Source organism: Deltaproteobacteria bacterium (assembly GCA_022340465.1).
In the GTDB taxonomy this organism is placed as follows: Bacteria; Desulfobacterota; Desulfobacteria; order Desulfobacterales; family B30-G6; genus JAJDNW01.
Genome location: JAJDNW010000024.1, coordinates 107,429 through 123,987 on the forward strand (window position 1 = coordinate 107,429; position 16,559 = coordinate 123,987).

The window sequence follows — 16,559 nt, forward strand, 5'->3', positions numbered from 1 at the left end:
TGCGCTATCCTTTTTTTTTGCGCAGGCGGATCCGATCGATCAGCAGCGACAGGAAAAAAGCGACGCCGGAAACCATGATGATCGCAGCGCCTGAAGTGAGGTCGTAGCGGTACGCAAGCCAGAGGCCAGCGACGGTGAACACGGCCCCGAGGGCACTGGAGGCCACCATCATTTGAAACAGGGATCGGGCGTGTCTCTCCACAATGAACGGGGGTATGGTCAACAGGGCGATCACCAGGATCAGGCCGACCACCTGGATCACCAGGACGATGGTGACGGCCAGCATACCGATCAGACCGAAATAGAGCCTTTTTACCGGAACCCCCCTGATGCGCGCAAATTCCTCGTCATAGGACATGGCCAACAGGCCCTGGTAGTGATAGGACACCAGGATCGTCATTATGATGCCGACGATCAGCATGGTGAAAAGGTCCGATGTCGGAACCGTGAGGATGCTGCCGAACAGGTAGCTCATCAGGTCCACATGATAGCCCGGCGACAGGTCCACCATGATGATGCCGAAGGCCATTCCCAGCGCCCAGACGACGCCGATGATCGTGTCGGCACGGTGCTTGAGCGTGTGGCTGATGGCCGCCATCAGCATGGCGGCACCCAGTGAGAAACCGACGGCGCCCGGCAGGTAGGGCCAGCCGAAGTAGAGGGACAGCCCGATACCGCCGTAGGATGCATGCGCGATGCCGCCGGATAAAAACACGATGCGATTGACCACCACCAGGGTGCCCATGATGCCGCAGATGATGCTTGCCAGAAGGCCGGCCGCCAGGGCATTGCGCATGAAATCCATTTGAAGGGCTTCAACCATCGGTCTTTTCCTCATGGTCCATCAGCACCCGGTGGGGCAGGCCGTGTGCCACCAATTCCACGGGGCAGACCTCTTCCACGGTGCAGGGGTACATGGTTTCCAGCATATCACCGGTAATTTCGGGTTGGTTGTGATGGTGCAGGCGTTTGTTGACGCAGGCCACGGACTTTACATAGCGGGAGACCACCAATAGATCGTGGCTAACGATCATGATGGTAATCTCCCTGTTGAGTTCGCTGAGAAGCCGGTAAAAATCCGCCTGACCCCTGGTGTCGATGCTGGTGGTGGGCTCGTCCAGCAGAAGCAGCTTGGGGCGGGTCACCAGGGCGCGGGCAATGAACACGCGCTGCCGCTGGCCGCCCGAAAGCAAACCGATTTTCCGGTCGGCATACGCTGCCATCTCCATTTGATCGAGGGCCTCCAGCGCCTTGCGGCGGTTTGCGGACTGCAGCGGCCGGCGGTTCATCGGGTCAAGCGTGCCCATCAGGACCACGTCCAGGGCCGTAATGGGAAAGGTGGCGTTTATCTGGAAATCCTGGGGTACGTATCCGATGCGCGCCGCCGCCTTTCTGGGATGCATGCCATCGACGCTGACAGTGCCCCTGTCAGGCTTCAGCAGACCCAGGATCAGTTTTAAAAGGGTCGTCTTGCCCCCACCGTTGGGACCGATAACGGCCATGAAATCGGGCTGCCGTATGGAAAGGTTCACGTCCTGCAGCACGAGGTCTCCGTTGTAGGCAAAGTCGAGGTCTTTGATTTCGACAATAGGCATTGTGCCTCCATTCATTAGAATCGGTCACGATATCTTTTAACAAGCTGTATAACGGATATAAAATCCTAAGCTGAGCGTTTCAAATTTTAAGAATGATAAAAATATAAATGTCTTCAATGGATTATATCTGTTTGAATTCTTAAAATTTGGAACCCTCCGGGATTTCCGGCTTCACCGCACCTGCGGCGTCAAATGTCATCTCGCATAGACCACTATAGCGAAAAGACATTTTTCTTGCATCTGCGGCAAACCCGAAAATCGCTAAGTTTAGGAAAACATAAGTCATTGAACAAGAGGCGTGCTTTTGTGTGCTTCTAATGTGTATGAAAATTTATTTTAAAGCCTCGATAAATTTTGTTGCCACCCTGCGAAGATTTTCCAGCCAGTCATCGGACAACGGATCGGCAAAGACTATCTGGCCGCCGATTTCCCGGGCAACGAGTCCGGCACTTTTGGTGGAAAACTGGGGCTGAACAAAAATGACAAGGATTCCGTCTTTCCTGGCATTTTCGATAAGCGCTTTCAAATGGGCGGGTTTGGGCGACTTGCCTTCGATTTCGATGGGCACCTGCTCGAGTCCGTAAGCCTGGGCAAAATATCCCCAGGATGGGTGGAAAACCATAAACTTGAGACCCTGCCTGCCTGCAAAATCCTTTTTCAGTTCGTCGTCCAGAGCGTCGATTCGCGCTGCAAATGCCTGGAAGTTGTCGGCAAAGATGCCCGCGTGTTGCGGGTCGGCCTCCTGAAGCGCCGTCAGTATGGTGCGGGCCTGGACCTTCACCAACGGCGGCGATAACCAGATGTGCGGGTCTAAACCGGCATGCTCCCAATCCTCTTTTTCGTGGCGCTTTCCCGTTTCATTTTCATGGCCATGAACCGCCATGACAAGCTTTTCGATGCCGTAATCCGTATGGACCACTTTCATACCGGGGTTGGTGGCGGCAATTTTTTGCAACCAGGCGCTTTCGAAGGGTACACCAATGGCGAAATAGATCCTCGCCTGTGAAAGGGCGGCCATCTGTCTGGGTTTGGGCTCGTACGTGGCCGGGTTGGCGCCCGGTCGGACCATGATCTGAACATCCACCAGGTCCCTGCCAATTTGTTGCACGAAATATTTCTGCGGCAGGATGCTGGCAAACACGGGAAGCCTGCCGGCGGCGGCGCTGTTAGTTGAAAGTAATGATATTAAGGTAAAAATTATCGTAATCAGTTTTGTCGAATCGATCACTGCACCCCCCCCTGATGGGTGGCAACGGCTTTTAGACGCATATGCAAATATATTGCACGGAAGCGGAAGATGCAACACGGCTAACGCGAATTTTAACCGGTCATTATTTTCAATCGAAGCGGTATGGCGACCATCGATGAAGCGCTAACGCGTAAGTTGTACCGGAGATTCCGATAGATTTCGACATTAATATCGGAATATCCAGTTTGACAGATCGAAAAAAGCTATATATTTAGGGCCACGGTATTCAAAACACCCAAACGAGGTCTTTCATGTTGCATTGGATCTACAAATTGCTGCGCTGGGCGCTGGGCGCTCTTTTCATCTATGCCGGAGGCACCAAGCTGCTGGAACCGCAGGTTTTTTCCGTCTTGATCGGGGCATACGGCATCCTTCCCGAGGTGTTGCTTGCGCCGGCGGCGATCCTGCTTCCGATCCTGGAGGTTGCGGCCGGCTTGGGGATCCTTTTTGACATTCGCGGCAGCCTGGCGGCGATCGCAGGTTTGCTGATGGTGTTCATGACCGTGCTGGGCTACGGCATCTGGATGGGACTGGACGTGGATTGCGGTTGCTTCGGAACGGAAGACCCGGAAGCCAAAGCGTTTCATGGGCTCCGCGAGGCTCTGTTTCGTGACATCGCCATGATGGCCGGCGTCATATGCATCTACGCTTGGCGCCGGTTTCAAGCCATAGAGCCGCAGAAAATCATGGCCGGCAATCGTTACACAAGATAAAAAAGGAGAAAAAACAATGCGAATGGGTAGAACAACGGTGAGTGTGGTGCTGATCATCGGTCTCTTGTTGGGTCTGACGGTCCCGGCATCAGCCTGGATGGACAGCAAGTTTGAAAGAGAGCTGCAAAAGGAGACCGGTGCGGTCAAGCTGGTTCGGGAGGTTCAGCGCGGCGGCTACGATCTGGTTACCACTGCTGAGCTCAAAGCATGGGTCGATGCCGGAAAAGAGATCCTCATCGTGGACACCATGCCTTACGAGGCCAGCTACAAAAAGCAACATGTACCCGGTGCAGCCCAATTCCTGTTTCCTATCCCGGAGATGGAAGCGTGGGACACCAAGGAGACCGACGGCAGGACCCAGGCTGAATTTGAAAAACTTCTGGGCAGTGATAAAGATAAATTGATCGTTATTTATTGCGGTTTTGTGAAGTGCACCCGCAGCCACAACGGTGCGGCCTGGGCCGTCAGGTTGGGCTATAAAAACGTTTATCGCTATTCCGGCGGCATTTTTGCCTGGAAGGGTGCCGACTATCCCGTTGAAAAGGCGGAATAGGTTCACGCAACGGTTGATATGATGTCTAAATGGTTGGACGAGAACAACCCCCGGGCCGAGACATTGGTCAAAGCCATCGGCAGGCGGGCTGGCAACCTGTACCTGACCCGGCAGCTGTTGTGCACGGAAGCGGTTCTGATAACCCTGAACAAGGCTTTCGACGGGGGCCTGAGTGAATCCCAGGCATTGACCATGGCGGCTCCCTTCAGCATAGCGATGGGAGAAAGCGGGTGCCTTTGCGGTGCGCTGAGCGGCGCGGTGCTGGCGTGCGGTCTGTTTGTCGGCAAAGGCCGGCCCTATCTCCACCGCAAGGAGATGCGCCGGAGTGCGCGGCAGCTTCACGATGCATTCAAAGCGGCCAACGGCGCCACCTGCTGCCGGGTGCTTTCCCGCAGTGTCAGGCACGATGAAAAGGCGCATTTCCAGCAGTGCGCCCGGTTGACGGAAGCCGCGGCCACCATTGCGGCACGGCTGATTCTGTACCGGCGGCCCGATCTGATGGAAGCGACAGACAACGCATTTCTCCACAGGCGAGACCACTGGATCAATGTCTTGACAATACGACTTCGACATTGGTTTTCCATTAAAAAGTAGAGGGCATCTTGAACATATCCTCTCAATGAAGCGCCGACGCTCTACGAGAGAAAGATGGCGTGCACAACCAGGAGGTAAGCATGGTAAAAGAGATCGATGCGCGCGGACTGTCCTGCCCGGCGCCCGTTTTGCAGACCAGGGCTGCCCTGCAGGATGATCCTGCCAGCAGCGTTACGGTAGTCGTCGACAATGCCGCTTCTCAGGAGAACGTCCGGCGGTTCCTGGAGTCACAGGGATTTGAAACCATGCTCGAACAAAAGGGCGATGATTACCTGGTGGTCGGTAAAAGCGCGGCAAGAGCGGCGGAACCGTCCGACACGGCGCGTCAGCCGGAAACGGAAACGCAAAAGATTATGGTCATGTGTGCCACCGACCGCATGGGATACGGTGACGATGCGCTCGGGATCAAGCTGATGGTCAACTATCTGAAAACCCTTTCCGAGATGGGACCGGAGCTGTGGCGCCTGGTATTCGTGAACAACGGTGTCAAGCTGACAATAGACGGTTCCGAGGTTCTCCCCGATCTGCAAAACTACGAGAAGAACGGCCTCAAGATCATGGTGTGCGGCACCTGCCTGGATCATTTCAATCTGCTGGAAAAGAAAAAGGTCGGCGAGACGACCAACATGCTGGACATCGTTACGGCCATGCAGCTGGCCGACAAGGTCATCAACATTTAAGATGGCATGTTGAGAAAGCCTGCCGTTTTTCAATCCCGCCTGACAGGGTCGAACGGGTTGAGTACGGATGGTTGCCGATCGATCGTTGACAAATGCCGGTGGTCGGACTACTATATGGTCAACGGTATCTGAAGATACGGGTTGCCCTAAAAGGGTGTCGATCTAAAAAAAGCGCTAAATTTGAGAAAAAGCCACGAAGGCTGTGGGCTCTTTGGAAACGAGCCCTGGGCTTCGTGGTTTTTTTATGGCGGAGGGAAACATGCAGAAACGGTTTGGGGCCGTGATGTCGGCCTTTTTTTTACTGGTGATTGGCACCGGCGGATTTGCCGCCGAAGCGGAGCGCACGGTCGTGGATGCCGCCGGCCGGACGGTAACGGTACCGAATCCGGTGAAACGGGTCATTTGTTCCGGCCCCGGGGCGCTGCGGCTTTTGACCTATCTCGCGGGACAAGACCTGGTGGTCGCGGTGGACGACATCGAAACCGGCCGCCGTCGTTTTGACGCCAGGCCCTATGCCCTGGCAACCCCTGCCTATAAAGAGCTACCCGTTTTCGGCGAGTTTCGCGGTTTTGACAACCCGGAGCGGATTCTTTCGCTGGCAAAACCGCCGCAGGTCATCTTCAAAACCTATCCAGGCATGGGCCACGATCCCGTGGAACTTCAGGAGAAGACCGGCATCCCCACGGTGATCCTCGAGTACGGCAACCTCAGCACGCATCGGGTGCGGCTGTTTGAGAGCCTGCGCTCGATAGGCGCCGTCATCGATAGCCGTATCAGAGCCGAAGCGGTTATCGATTTTTTCGATGCCGCCATCGAAGATCTCAAGCGGCGTACGGAAAAGATTCCCCCATCCGAAAAAATGACCTGCTATGTGGGAGGGATCGCGTTCAAGGGCCCCCACGGATTCAGGTCCACCGAACCCGGTTACCCGCCGTTTATGTTCGTGAATGCGGCCAACGTGGCGTCCGGTCCTTCCCGGCCGAAAAAGGCCTCGCAACAGGTCACCATCGCCAAGGAACAGTTGCTGACCTGGGACCCGGACGTGCTGTTTCTGGACCTTGCGACCCTGCAGCTGGAAGGCGAGGCTTCCGGCTACTGGGAGATTCGCAACGATCAGGCCTTCAAATCTCTTACGGCGGTTCGGGAAGGCAGGGTTTACGGCGTGTTGCCCTACAACTGGTACACTAAAAATTTCGGCTCTATTCTGGCAAATGCCTATTTTATCGGCAAGGTTCTCTATCCCGAGCAATTCGAGGATGTGGACCCTGCTGCCAAGGCAGACGACATTTATACCTTTCTGGTCGGTGCACCTGTTTTCAGAGAGATGAGCGCGTTATTCGGGAACATGGCGTTCAAAGCGATCGGGGAGTAGGGCATGCATCTGGCAAACGGACGGGTTTCGCGGAACTACAAGCGTTATATTCACTTCAAGCTGGGCTTTATGGGCGCCGCCCTGCTGCTGCTTTGTCTGGGAATCACGATATCCATTTTTCTGGGGGCGGCGGGCATCCCATTTCCCACAGTCGCTAAGACACTTTTGGGTATCAGCGTATCCAAGCGGTTTGACATGATTGTCTGGAATATCCGTTTGCCTCAGGCACTGGCGGCGGTTACTGCCGGTGCCGGTCTGGCCGTGGCCGGCGGCGCCATGCAGTCGATTCTTCGCAATCCCTTGGGATCGCCCTTTACCCTGGGAATTTCCCAGGCGGCGGCCTTTGGGGCGGCTTTTGCGGTCATGATGCTGGGGGGCGGGGTGATGCAGAGCACCCAGATCGGATCGGTGACAGTATCCAACCCCTACCTCACAACGCTGACGGCCTATGTTTGCAGCATGCTGGCTGCCGGTGTCATTATTCTGGTTTCGAGATTGCGCGGTGCGACCCCGGAAGTCATGGTCCTCACGGGGGTGGCCCTGGGGACCCTCTTTACGGCCGGTACCATGTTTTTACAGTACTTTGCGGATGACGTCCAGCTGGCCGCCATGATTTTCTGGACATTCGGCGATGTGGCGCGCGCCAGTTGGGCGGAACTGGGGCTGCTGGCTCTGGTTACCGGAATCGGTTCAGTCTACCTGCTCTATCACAGCTGGGATTACAATGCCATCGATGCCGGCGATGAAACTGCCAAGGGTCTCGGTGTTCGTGTAGAACGCGTGCGCATGGTCGGTATGCTGATGGCGTCGCTGATAACGGCGGTTATCGTCTCCTTTCTGGGTATCATCGGGTTCGTGGGGCTCGTGGTTCCGCACATGGTCCGGCGCATTATCGGCGGGGACAACCGCTTTCTCATGCCGGCTACGATTATTTGCGGAGCGCTGATGCTGCTGCTGTCGGACACAGTCGCCCGGTTGATACTGGCGCCGCACGTGCTGCCCGTTTCCGTCCTGACGGCATTTTTAGGGGCACCGGCATTCATCTATCTGATCGTGCGGGGAGGGCGCAGATGATTCTGAAAGTAGCGGATCTCGCGTTTAGCTACAACAGCCACGACGTGCTGAAGGACATCACTTTTCGGCTGGCTCCGGGAGAGCTTCTGGCTGTGTTGGGACCCAACGGTGCCGGCAAGACCACCCTGCTCAAATGCATCAACGCCATCCATCGCCCCAAAAAGGGAACGGTAACCGTAGACGGCAGGGAGGTCGGCAAGCTCTCTCCCCCGGCGATTGCCCGTAAGGTAGGCTACGTGGCCCAGCACAACGAGCCGTCTCGGATGACTGCATTCGACGCCGTCCTCATGGGGCGACGGCCCCACGTGCGCTGGGGGGTTACCCGGCAGGATCTGGAAAAGGTGGATGCCGCCCTTAAACGACTGGGCCTCAAGGCGTTGTCCATGCGCTACATCGATCAGATGAGCGGCGGGGAACTGCAAAAAATCGCCATTGCCCGCGCCCTGGTGCAGGAACCCCGGCTGATGCTTCTGGACGAGCCCACGGCCAGCCTGGACCTCAAGAACCAGGTCGAGATCCTGCGCATGGTCCACCGAGTGGTCAGGGGGCATCATGTGGCGGCGGTGATGACGCTGCACGATTTGAACCTGGCGTTGCGCTGGGCCGACAAATGCATATTTTTAAAAGATGGTCGGATCTTTTATGCCGGTTCGCCGCTGACGGTCGATGCAAAGCTCATCGAAACGGTCTACGGTTTGCCGGTGAATGTTTATCACCAGGGAGGCCGCCTGATGGTGGTCCCCAGAGAAAAAGGATTGGAGCAAGATTGATGAGCAGTCAACTATCCGAGGAAACTCTTGCAGCGGTTATCGATTTTCACGGTCATTCCTGTCCAGGATTGAGTATCGGCATACGGGCATCCGAACTGGCCCGCCGAGAGCTGGGCGATTTGCCGGACATGCGCATGGTGTGTATTACCGAAACGGACATGTGCGGTGTGGACGCCATTCAGTATCTGACGGGCTGCACCTACGGTAAAGGCAACCTGATCCACAGGGACTACGGCAAGATGGCCTTCACCTTTTTCGACCGGGAAAGCGGCCGGGGATTTCGTTTTTTGCTCAAACCCGATGTCCATGGCGAAGCGCGGGAAGAGCTTGCGCAACTGAGTCGCAAGATGGCCGAAAAAACGGCCGATCCGGAAGACGAGGCGCGTTACCAGGAGATCAGACGGGGTATGCAGGACAGGATCATGCATGCCGGTCTGGATGGGTTGTTTGAGATTTCAAATCCCAGGGAAAGGATGCCCCGCGGCCCCCGCGTCCTCGAGAGCCTGACCTGCGAAAGGTGCGGCGAGGCAACCATGGAGTCGCGCACACGACGATTTGGGGGCCAGGTCCTCTGCCAACCGTGCTTCGACCAGGTGGAACAGAAGGTTTGAGCCAATAGAAGCTATCTGAGCCGTCGGGGTGTTTTTTCCGTCACCCCCGAACAGAGTCTGCCCCGGTATGGTGTAAGGCCGGGGCGGAAACCCAGGAAATATAGCTAATGGCTTTCTGGATCCCTGCCTGCGCAGGGAGGACGAGGGTTATAGGCTAAAACTCTCCGAGCCCTCAGCTATCTAAATCAGCGGCGAAGCCGCGTTTCATAAAATTGTGGAACAAAATGTTATTTGTAGTTCTTGCGCTGGCGGTCCAAATCGCGCTTTTCCTCACGGCGGCGGATGGATTCCCTTTTGTCGTATTTGCGTTTGCCTCTGGCCAGGGCGAGGGTCAATTTGGCCTTGCCGTTGACGAAGTAGAGGTTGAGGGGGATCAGGGAGTAGCCCTTTTCGTTCACTTTGCCGTAAAGTTTCTTGATTTCCCGCCTGTTCAAAAGGAGCTTCCGAACCCTCAAGGGGTTGTGGTTGTCGTAGTAGGCAAAGGGATAAACGCTGATGTGCACCTGGTGGACGAACACCTCGCCGTTGGTGATTTTGGCGTAGGCGTCCTTGAGGTTAGCCCTTCCCAGACGCAGGGATTTGACTTCCGTGCCCTTGAGCACCAACCCGGCTTCGTAAGTGTCATCGATGAAGTAGTCGTGCCGCGCTTTTCTGTTTTCGGCGATTATCTTTTTGTGGCCTTGCGTCATTGATCTTCTCACATTTTCAGTTGCGCAGCGAAGCCGCGTCATATAAAAGCGCGGCACGCGCTTTTATCCGGGGTAGATCGTCTCCCCAATAATGTCTCCGTAGTTTTTACGGATCAGGTCGGTAACCGCCTTGGCGGTGGTTTGCTTCAACACCTCCTTGAGGAAGTCCTGCGCTTCCGCGTAGCTGATGGAGCGGATCAGGTTTTTCAAGAGCGGTATGGACTGGGGGTTCATGCTCAGTTCATCGAGTCCGAGACCCAGCAGCACGGGCAGGCTGAAGGGGTCGCCCGCCATCTCGCCACACATGAAGATCTTGATGCCTTCCTGTTTGGCTGCGTCGGAAATGAACTTCAACGTTCTCAAAATAGCCGGGTGCAGCGGGTTGTACAGGTAGGCCACATCCCGGTTTCCCCGGTCGACCGCCAGGGAGTACTGGATCAGGTCGTTGGTGCCAATGCTGAAAAAATCCACCTCCCGGGCGATGACGTCGGCCATCGCGGCGAGGGAGGGCACCTCCATCATCACGCCCAGTTCGATATTGCGGTCGTATTCCTTGTCTTCGTCTTCCAGCGACTGAATGGCGTCCTCGATCATGCGTTTGGCCGTCATCAGTTCGTCGACGGTGGCCAGCATAGGCAGGAGCAGCCGTATTTCGCCATAAACCGCGGCTCTCAGGATGGCCCTCAGCTGGGTTTTGAAGACATCGGGGCGCTTGAGACAATACCTGATGGCCCGCAGCCCGAGAGCGGGATTGGATTCGGCGGCGCCGGCATTGCGGGCCAGGGTCTTGTCGCCGTTGATGTCCAGTGTCCGGATGGTGACCGGGTGATTCTGCATCACGTCGACGACATCCTTGTAGTTGTCGAACAGTTCATCCTCACTGGGGAATTTCTGGCTGGACAGATATTGAAATTCCGTCCTGAAAAGGCCCACACCCTCACCGCCGTTGTCCATGACAGCCACCACCTGCTCGGGTTGCTCGATGTTGCCCATGATTTTCACGCGGTGGCCGTCCCGGGTTTTCGCAGGTTTGCGGCTGTTTCTGGCAATATCGGCCCTGAAGGACTCGAAACGCTCCAGCCGTTCCATGTAATCCACGAGCGTGGCTTCCTCGGGATTGATGATCACGTTGCCGCCCGAGCCGTCAACGATGATGATGTCGTCATTCTGGATCAAGCGTGAGGCGTCCTCGACACCCTGAACCGCCGGTATTCCCAGGGTGCGGGCAATAATACTGGTGTGGGAGGCCACACCGCCGAGCATGGTGACAAAACCCATGATGTATTCGAGATTGATCTGACTGGTCTGCGCCGGCGAGAGGTCGTGGGCGATCAGGATAACGCGTTTGTCGATTTCGGCAATGTTGACCGGTTCAGCGCCTATGAGGTGTAACATGATGCGATCGTACACGTGGGCGATATCCGTTGCCCGGTCCTTCAGATAGGTGTCGGTGATGTCCCGGAACATGGATTTGACCTTGGACACCGCCTTTTTGAGGGCCCATTCGGCGTTGATCTTTTCTTTTTGGATGGTTTCGATGGTACGGCCATAGAGCATTTTGTCTTCCAGGAGCACCACCTGGGTTTCCAGAATATCGGCATGCTGCTGCAGGTCCTCCGGGGTCCCCTTTATGATGTCATGCAGCTCTTTCTTGGCCCGCTTTACGGCGACCTTGAAGCGCGTGATTTCGTTTTGGAGCGAGGCGGCATCGATGTGGTAGCGCTGAACAACGTCAACACCTTCGCGGTCCACCAGGTAGGCTTTGCCGATACATATTCCCGGCGAGGTACTGATGCCTTTCAGGGCGATCTCGTGCGCTTCGATTTTTACTGTCATGCGTTTTTTATTCTCCAAAACCGCTCGCTACCAGATCGACCACGGCTTCCAGTATATCGTGGTCCCGCTCATCTTCGACGGCCACCGTGATGAGCGTGCCTTTGGGGCAGGCCAATCCCAGCAGGTCGATGATGCTGGTGGCATCGGCGCGTTCACCGTCCCTTATCAGCCAGACGCCGGCGTTGGCACCCCGGACCAACTCGGCTATTTTTGCCGCCGATCTGGCATGCAGCCCCAGATCGTTGACGACGGCCACATCCCTTGTCATCCGGTCTTTCATTTTCTTGCCCTTGATAATATAACAGAATCATGAGATTGCAATGCAGCACGGCTGATGTTTTACCAATCGGACATACGCTTGTCAATCGATCAGGTGCGGATCCGGCCGGGGGCATGCCGATACCGGGGGGCCGGGTCATTGACAACCCACCGGTTTGCTGATAAACAAGATATATCAATATAATTATTTGAGATTACAATAAAATATTACCTGGATGTACGCTCGACCGACGAGGGGGTAAGCCATGTCAGAAGAGATACTGATATTTGGAAAAGACACCTGACCCTTCACGACCTCTGCTCGTGAAGCATATCAAAAGCAGGGCAAAGCGTTCACCTATGTCAATGTCGTGTCCGATCCGGACAAGATTGAGAGCATGCTCAAATACTCCAACGGTGACCGCAAGGTGCCTGTCATTGTCGAACGGGGAAAGGTAACCATCGGTTTCCAGGGAAAAGGGTGACGGGTGTAAGGGACCTGGCTGTATGCCGGGGAAAATGTTGGTTTGCTATTTTGCCGAACCAATAGCATAAATATAAAGTGAGAAGGTAAGAGAATGAGAACGGTGGAATATCTTCCATTATAAACAGATATCCGTGAAATTTGGATTCTAATGGAAGGATGATGCTTAGCGTATGTAGATGGTTGAATAACGGCCTGTTTCTAATGGAGTGGCGCGAGAATGGAAAAGCAATTTGTCATCGACGATTTTAAGCTGGGAGAAAGCTGGCGGCTGTTTAAGATAATGGGCGAGTTCGTGGACGGGGTCGAAAACTTGCATGACCTGGGACCGGCGGTGAGCATCTTTGGGTCGGCGCGCATGCGGCCGGAGGATCCGGTGTACAAGAAGACGGAAAAAATAGCGGCCCTGTTCGCCAAAAACGATTTCGCCGTCATTACCGGCGGTGGGGGAGGCGTCATGGAGGCGGCCAACAAGGGCGCTGCCGAAGCCGGCGGCACGTCGGCGGGACTGAATATCCGTCTCCCTTTCGAACAAAAGCCCAACAATTACGCCAATGTGAGGCTGGAGTTCAACTATTTCTTCATCCGTAAGGTGATGTTCATCAAGTATGCGGCCGCCTTCATCGCCATGCCCGGCGGATTCGGAACCCTGGACGAACTGTTCGAGGTGATCACCCTGGTGCAGACCCACAGGATCAAACCCCTGCCGGTCATTCTGGTGGGCAGTGAGCACTGGACCGGTCTGACAGCGTGGATCGAGGAGCGCATCCTGGCGGAAAGGCTGGCATCTCCCAAGGACATGGATATTTTTCAAATCATGGACGACCCCCATGAGATCGTGAATTTTGTCAAGCGGGTTGTCATCCTTTGAAATAAAATGAGGCTAAAAAAAAATTCGGGCCTCATTTTATTTCTGTGGCAGCTGCGCCGCACTATCGTCCATACGGAGAAGGGGAAAAAAGTTGTTTCTAGCGGGAAAAACGTTACCCCATAATTGCAACACTGGGGTTTAGTTTGACAAGGTGCGGAAGTAGGATTCGAGGGTTCCATGGGAAAGCTCATAGCCCGCTACCAGCTGTGAGCTATGACCGATAGGCTGATTTTCACTTGGCCCCTCGACCCCTTGGCCCCTTGGGACCCAATTTTCCAGCTTAAACCAAGGGCGATTGATTTTATCCTTTCGTGATTATTATTTCAAATGGCCTCATTGTTTGACGATCTGCCTTCCGAAGAAAACCGTCTGCGCCTGGAAATCCAGGAGCTGAAGGAGCAGAACGCCTACCTGACCGCCCTTCACGAAACCTCCCTCGGGCTCATCGACCGCCTGGACAGAAAAGAGCTGTTGGAATCGATTCTGCACCGTGCCTGCCAGATGACCGGGACCGAGCACGGCTACATCTATCTGCCGGGACCGGAATCGGATGAAATGCAGATGCGCGTGGGGATGGGCTTTTTCAACGGCCAGCTCGGGCGTCGCGTGAAAAGGGGTGAGGGCATGGGCGGTAAGGTGTGGGAAGCCGAAGGGCCCGTTCTGGTGGACGACTACTACACCTGGCCGGGACGTTTGACGGACAGCTCGCTGGACACCCTGCAGTCCGTGGTGGGCATTCCGTTGATGTCCGGCGACAAGGTGCAGGGGGTCATCGGCCTGGCCCGGGTTAACGACAAAAAGCATTTCGGTCAAACAGATGTTCAGACATTGAACAGATTTGCCCAGTTGGCCCTCATCGCCCTGGAAAAGGCGCGCCTCTATGCCGATGTAAAGCAGCAGCTGGCGGAGCGCAAAAAAACCGAAGCCATTCTGCGGGAAAGCGAGGAGCGCTACCGCTCGCTTTTGGAATCCTCCCCGGACCCGGTCGTGGTGTATGACATGCAGGGCAGCGCCACCTACGTAAGTCCGGCGTTTACGGCGACATTCGGGTTTTCGCCGGAGGAAGTGATCGGCAAACGGATCGATTTCGTCCCCAAGGAAAGCCTGCCGGAGACCCTTACCGCCATCGAGCAGATGAAGGCCGGAAAAAAGATCAACCTGTTCGAGACGAAGCGTTTTACCAAAAGGGGGGCGGTGTTGGACGTTCAGATCAGTTCGACGCTCTATTTCGACCGCCAGGGCCGGCATGCGGGCAACATCGTCACCCTGCGCGACATCAGCGCCTTGAAGCAGACCGAAAAAGAGTTGAAAAAATACCGTGAACTGCTGGAAGAAAGAGTGGAGGAGCGGACGGCGGAACTTGCCAGGACCAATCTGCAGTTGCAGCAGGAGATCGAGGAGCGCAAGCGTGCGGAGAAGGCCCTGCGGAGAAGGGAAAAGGAGCTCGAAGCACAGTCCCACCACCTGGAGGAGGTCAACACGGCCCTGAAGGTGCTGCTGACGCAGCGGGAAAACGACAAAAGCGAAGTGCAGGAACACGTGCTCTCCAACGTGAAGGAGCTGGTATCCCCCTATGTCGAGCGTTTGAAAAAAAGCCGATTGAACACCAGTCAGACCACCCTGGTCAACATCATGGATTCGAACCTGAACAACATCATTTCTCCCTTTATCAGGCGGCTTTCCTCCAAGTATCTCCATTTTACACCCATGGAGATCCGCGTGGCCAACCTGGTCAAGGAGGGCAAGACCAACAAGGAGATCGCCGAGCTGCTTTTCCTCTCCAAGAACACCATCCTGTTCCACCGGCACAATATCCGCACCAAGCTGGGTCTCAAGGGAACCGGCCTCAACCTGAGGACGCACCTGCTCTCCTATGAAAACTGATTCACCCGTCGCACTATTCACCCTGTAGACTCTGCTGCTGATCTGCTGTGTGTCAATCGGGTCAAGCCAAAATTTGCAAAATAAAATATAGTGGGAAAAGCCCACTATTAAACCGCTGTTATATCAACTTGACAACCCGGTTTTATCGTCTATGCTACATAGCACCATGATCCTCAGGGCTTGTAAAAAAGGCATGAAAGTAGCTGAAATATAGCTAATATTCAATTATGTTGGTGCCGCGTGGATTATCCGATCGTAGCCCGTATAGTATGGTAACTAACACTGATTACTGAAAAATTTCCGATAGTTGTTTTATGTGCTTGACTGATAGTTCTATATAGAATATAGACTATTTTATGAAATGAATTAAATTCAGAAAAAAGCCCTCGTCTCTTAACTTTTTCACGAAACAAAACAGATTATGTCCACTTTAAAAATCAACGACGTCACATTGACCTTTGGGGGACTGGCGGCGCTGTCCAGGGTGAACATGGAAATCAGACCCGGGCTGATCACCTCCATCATCGGCCCCAACGGCGCGGGAAAAACCAGCCTGTTGAACTGTATTTCGGGATTTTATCACCCCACCTCCGGCGATATCCATTACAATGACAAGCGGCTCACCCACGCCTCACCGCACCAGGTGACCAGCCTGGGCGTCGCCCGGGCTTTTCAGAATCTGGAGCTCTTCAGCGGCATGACCGTGCTGGACAACCTCATGCTGGCCCGGCATCAGAAGCTGCGCTACAACCTGTTGCAGGCGGTAATCTATTACGGGAAAGCCTCGCGTGAGGAGTCCGCCAACCGGCGCTATGTGGAAGAGGTCATCGACTTCATGGAACTGGAACCCTACCGCAAACATACCGTGGGCAACCTCAGCTACGGCATCCAAAAGCGTGTCGAAGTGGCCCGCGCCCTCACCCTGGCGCCGGAATTGCTGCTGCTGGACGAACCCATGGCCGGCATGAACATCGAGGAAAAAGAGGACATGGTGCGCTTCATCATCGACATCCAGAAGGAGCGCGATGCGACCGTGATCCTGGTGGAGCACGACCTCGGCGTGGTCATGGACATCTCCAACCACATCTACGTCCTCGATTTCGGAGAAGTGATCGGCTCCGGCACGCCGGAAGAGATCGTCAAAATTCCCAAGGTCATCGAAGCCTATATTGGAGAAGACTAGACTGGCATGAAAGATAACAGCGATTTGTTGACAATGACCATTCCGCAGCTGTTGCGCTGGCGGGTCAAGGAATCCGGTAACAAGGTGGCCCTGCGTGAAAAGGATTTCGGCTACTGGAACAACTACACCTGGAACGATTTCTA

General features: G+C 55.0%; 17 protein-coding genes. 11 read left to right on the forward strand and 6 right to left on the reverse strand.

Annotated elements, in window-relative coordinates:
* Positions 1-4: 4 nt before the first annotated feature.
* The 3 genes from LJE94_04730 to LJE94_04740 all read right to left on the reverse strand — a co-directional run bounded on the left by LJE94_04730 (position 5) and on the right by LJE94_04740 (position 2,736).
* The gene (locus LJE94_04730) at positions 5-823 is read right to left on the reverse strand and encodes a metal ABC transporter permease (GenBank protein MCG6909413.1); all 819 of its coding nucleotides are present in this window, start codon (positions 821-823) and stop codon (positions 5-7) included.
* Positions 816-1,595 carry an ABC transporter ATP-binding protein gene (locus LJE94_04735; GenBank protein MCG6909414.1) on the reverse strand — a complete coding sequence of 260 codons (780 nt, stop codon included), beginning with the start codon at positions 1,593-1,595 and terminating at the stop codon, positions 816-818. Before LJE94_04735 ends, LJE94_04730 begins: the two co-directional genes overlap by 8 nt.
* A gap of 331 nt (positions 1,596-1,926) precedes the next feature.
* Positions 1,927-2,736, reverse strand: a complete 810-nt coding sequence (locus LJE94_04740; protein MCG6909415.1) for a zinc ABC transporter substrate-binding protein — start codon at positions 2,734-2,736, stop codon at positions 1,927-1,929.
* A gap of 359 nt (positions 2,737-3,095) precedes the next feature.
* On the opposite strand from LJE94_04740, the gene LJE94_04745 reads away from it, so the two are divergent.
* From LJE94_04745 to LJE94_04780, 8 genes are all read left to right on the forward strand, one after another.
* Complete coding sequence (locus LJE94_04745; GenBank protein MCG6909416.1) at positions 3,096-3,557, forward strand: DoxX family membrane protein; 462 nt, start codon at positions 3,096-3,098, stop codon at positions 3,555-3,557.
* A 22-nt stretch (positions 3,558-3,579) separates the two neighbouring features.
* Positions 3,580-4,110, forward strand: a complete 531-nt coding sequence (locus tag LJE94_04750; protein ID MCG6909417.1) for a rhodanese-like domain-containing protein — start codon at positions 3,580-3,582, stop codon at positions 4,108-4,110.
* A gap of 18 nt (positions 4,111-4,128) precedes the next feature.
* On the forward strand, positions 4,129-4,704 hold the full coding sequence (locus LJE94_04755) for a C-GCAxxG-C-C family protein (protein ID MCG6909418.1): 576 nt from the start codon (positions 4,129-4,131) through the stop codon (positions 4,702-4,704).
* Positions 4,705-4,784: 80 nt separating this feature from the next.
* A complete protein-coding gene (yedF, locus tag LJE94_04760; protein MCG6909419.1) occupies positions 4,785-5,384 on the forward strand; it encodes a sulfurtransferase-like selenium metabolism protein YedF in 600 nt (199 codons plus the stop codon).
* Positions 5,385-5,643: 259 nt separating this feature from the next.
* Positions 5,644-6,756 (forward strand): iron ABC transporter substrate-binding protein, encoded by a 1,113-nt coding sequence (locus tag LJE94_04765; GenBank protein MCG6909420.1) that lies wholly within the window; start codon positions 5,644-5,646, stop codon positions 6,754-6,756.
* A 3-nt stretch (positions 6,757-6,759) separates the two neighbouring features.
* Complete coding sequence (locus LJE94_04770) at positions 6,760-7,830, forward strand: iron ABC transporter permease (protein ID MCG6909421.1); 1,071 nt, start codon at positions 6,760-6,762, stop codon at positions 7,828-7,830.
* Positions 7,827-8,600, forward strand: a complete 774-nt coding sequence (locus LJE94_04775) for an ABC transporter ATP-binding protein (protein MCG6909422.1) — start codon at positions 7,827-7,829, stop codon at positions 8,598-8,600. The genes LJE94_04770 and LJE94_04775 overlap by 4 nt, the downstream gene beginning before the upstream one ends.
* Positions 8,600-9,211, forward strand: a complete 612-nt coding sequence (locus LJE94_04780) for an FmdE family protein (GenBank protein ID MCG6909423.1) — start codon at positions 8,600-8,602, stop codon at positions 9,209-9,211. The genes LJE94_04775 and LJE94_04780 overlap by 1 nt, the downstream gene beginning before the upstream one ends.
* A 227-nt stretch (positions 9,212-9,438) precedes the next feature.
* Here the strand turns inward: LJE94_04780 and smpB are convergent, their stop codons facing one another.
* The 3 genes from smpB to LJE94_04795 all read right to left on the reverse strand — a co-directional run bounded on the left by smpB (position 9,439) and on the right by LJE94_04795 (position 12,016).
* Complete coding sequence (gene smpB / locus LJE94_04785) at positions 9,439-9,900, reverse strand: SsrA-binding protein SmpB (GenBank protein ID MCG6909424.1); 462 nt, start codon at positions 9,898-9,900, stop codon at positions 9,439-9,441.
* Between the two features lie 63 nt (positions 9,901-9,963).
* On the reverse strand, positions 9,964-11,736 hold the full coding sequence (ptsP, locus tag LJE94_04790) for a phosphoenolpyruvate--protein phosphotransferase (GenBank protein ID MCG6909425.1): 1,773 nt from the start codon (positions 11,734-11,736) through the stop codon (positions 9,964-9,966).
* 7 nt (positions 11,737-11,743) lie between these two features.
* A complete protein-coding gene (locus LJE94_04795; protein ID MCG6909426.1) occupies positions 11,744-12,016 on the reverse strand; it encodes an HPr family phosphocarrier protein in 273 nt (90 codons plus the stop codon).
* Between the two features lie 682 nt (positions 12,017-12,698).
* Here LJE94_04795 and LJE94_04800 point away from each other — a divergent pair.
* From LJE94_04800 to LJE94_04810, 3 genes are all read left to right on the forward strand, one after another.
* On the forward strand, positions 12,699-13,349 hold the full coding sequence (locus LJE94_04800; GenBank protein MCG6909427.1) for a TIGR00730 family Rossman fold protein: 651 nt from the start codon (positions 12,699-12,701) through the stop codon (positions 13,347-13,349).
* A gap of 327 nt (positions 13,350-13,676) precedes the next feature.
* The gene (locus LJE94_04805) at positions 13,677-15,233 is read left to right on the forward strand and encodes a PAS domain S-box protein (protein MCG6909428.1); all 1,557 of its coding nucleotides are present in this window, start codon (positions 13,677-13,679) and stop codon (positions 15,231-15,233) included.
* A gap of 421 nt (positions 15,234-15,654) precedes the next feature.
* On the forward strand, positions 15,655-16,416 hold the full coding sequence (locus tag LJE94_04810) for an ABC transporter ATP-binding protein (GenBank protein ID MCG6909429.1): 762 nt from the start codon (positions 15,655-15,657) through the stop codon (positions 16,414-16,416).
* Positions 16,417-16,559 lie beyond the last annotated feature (143 nt).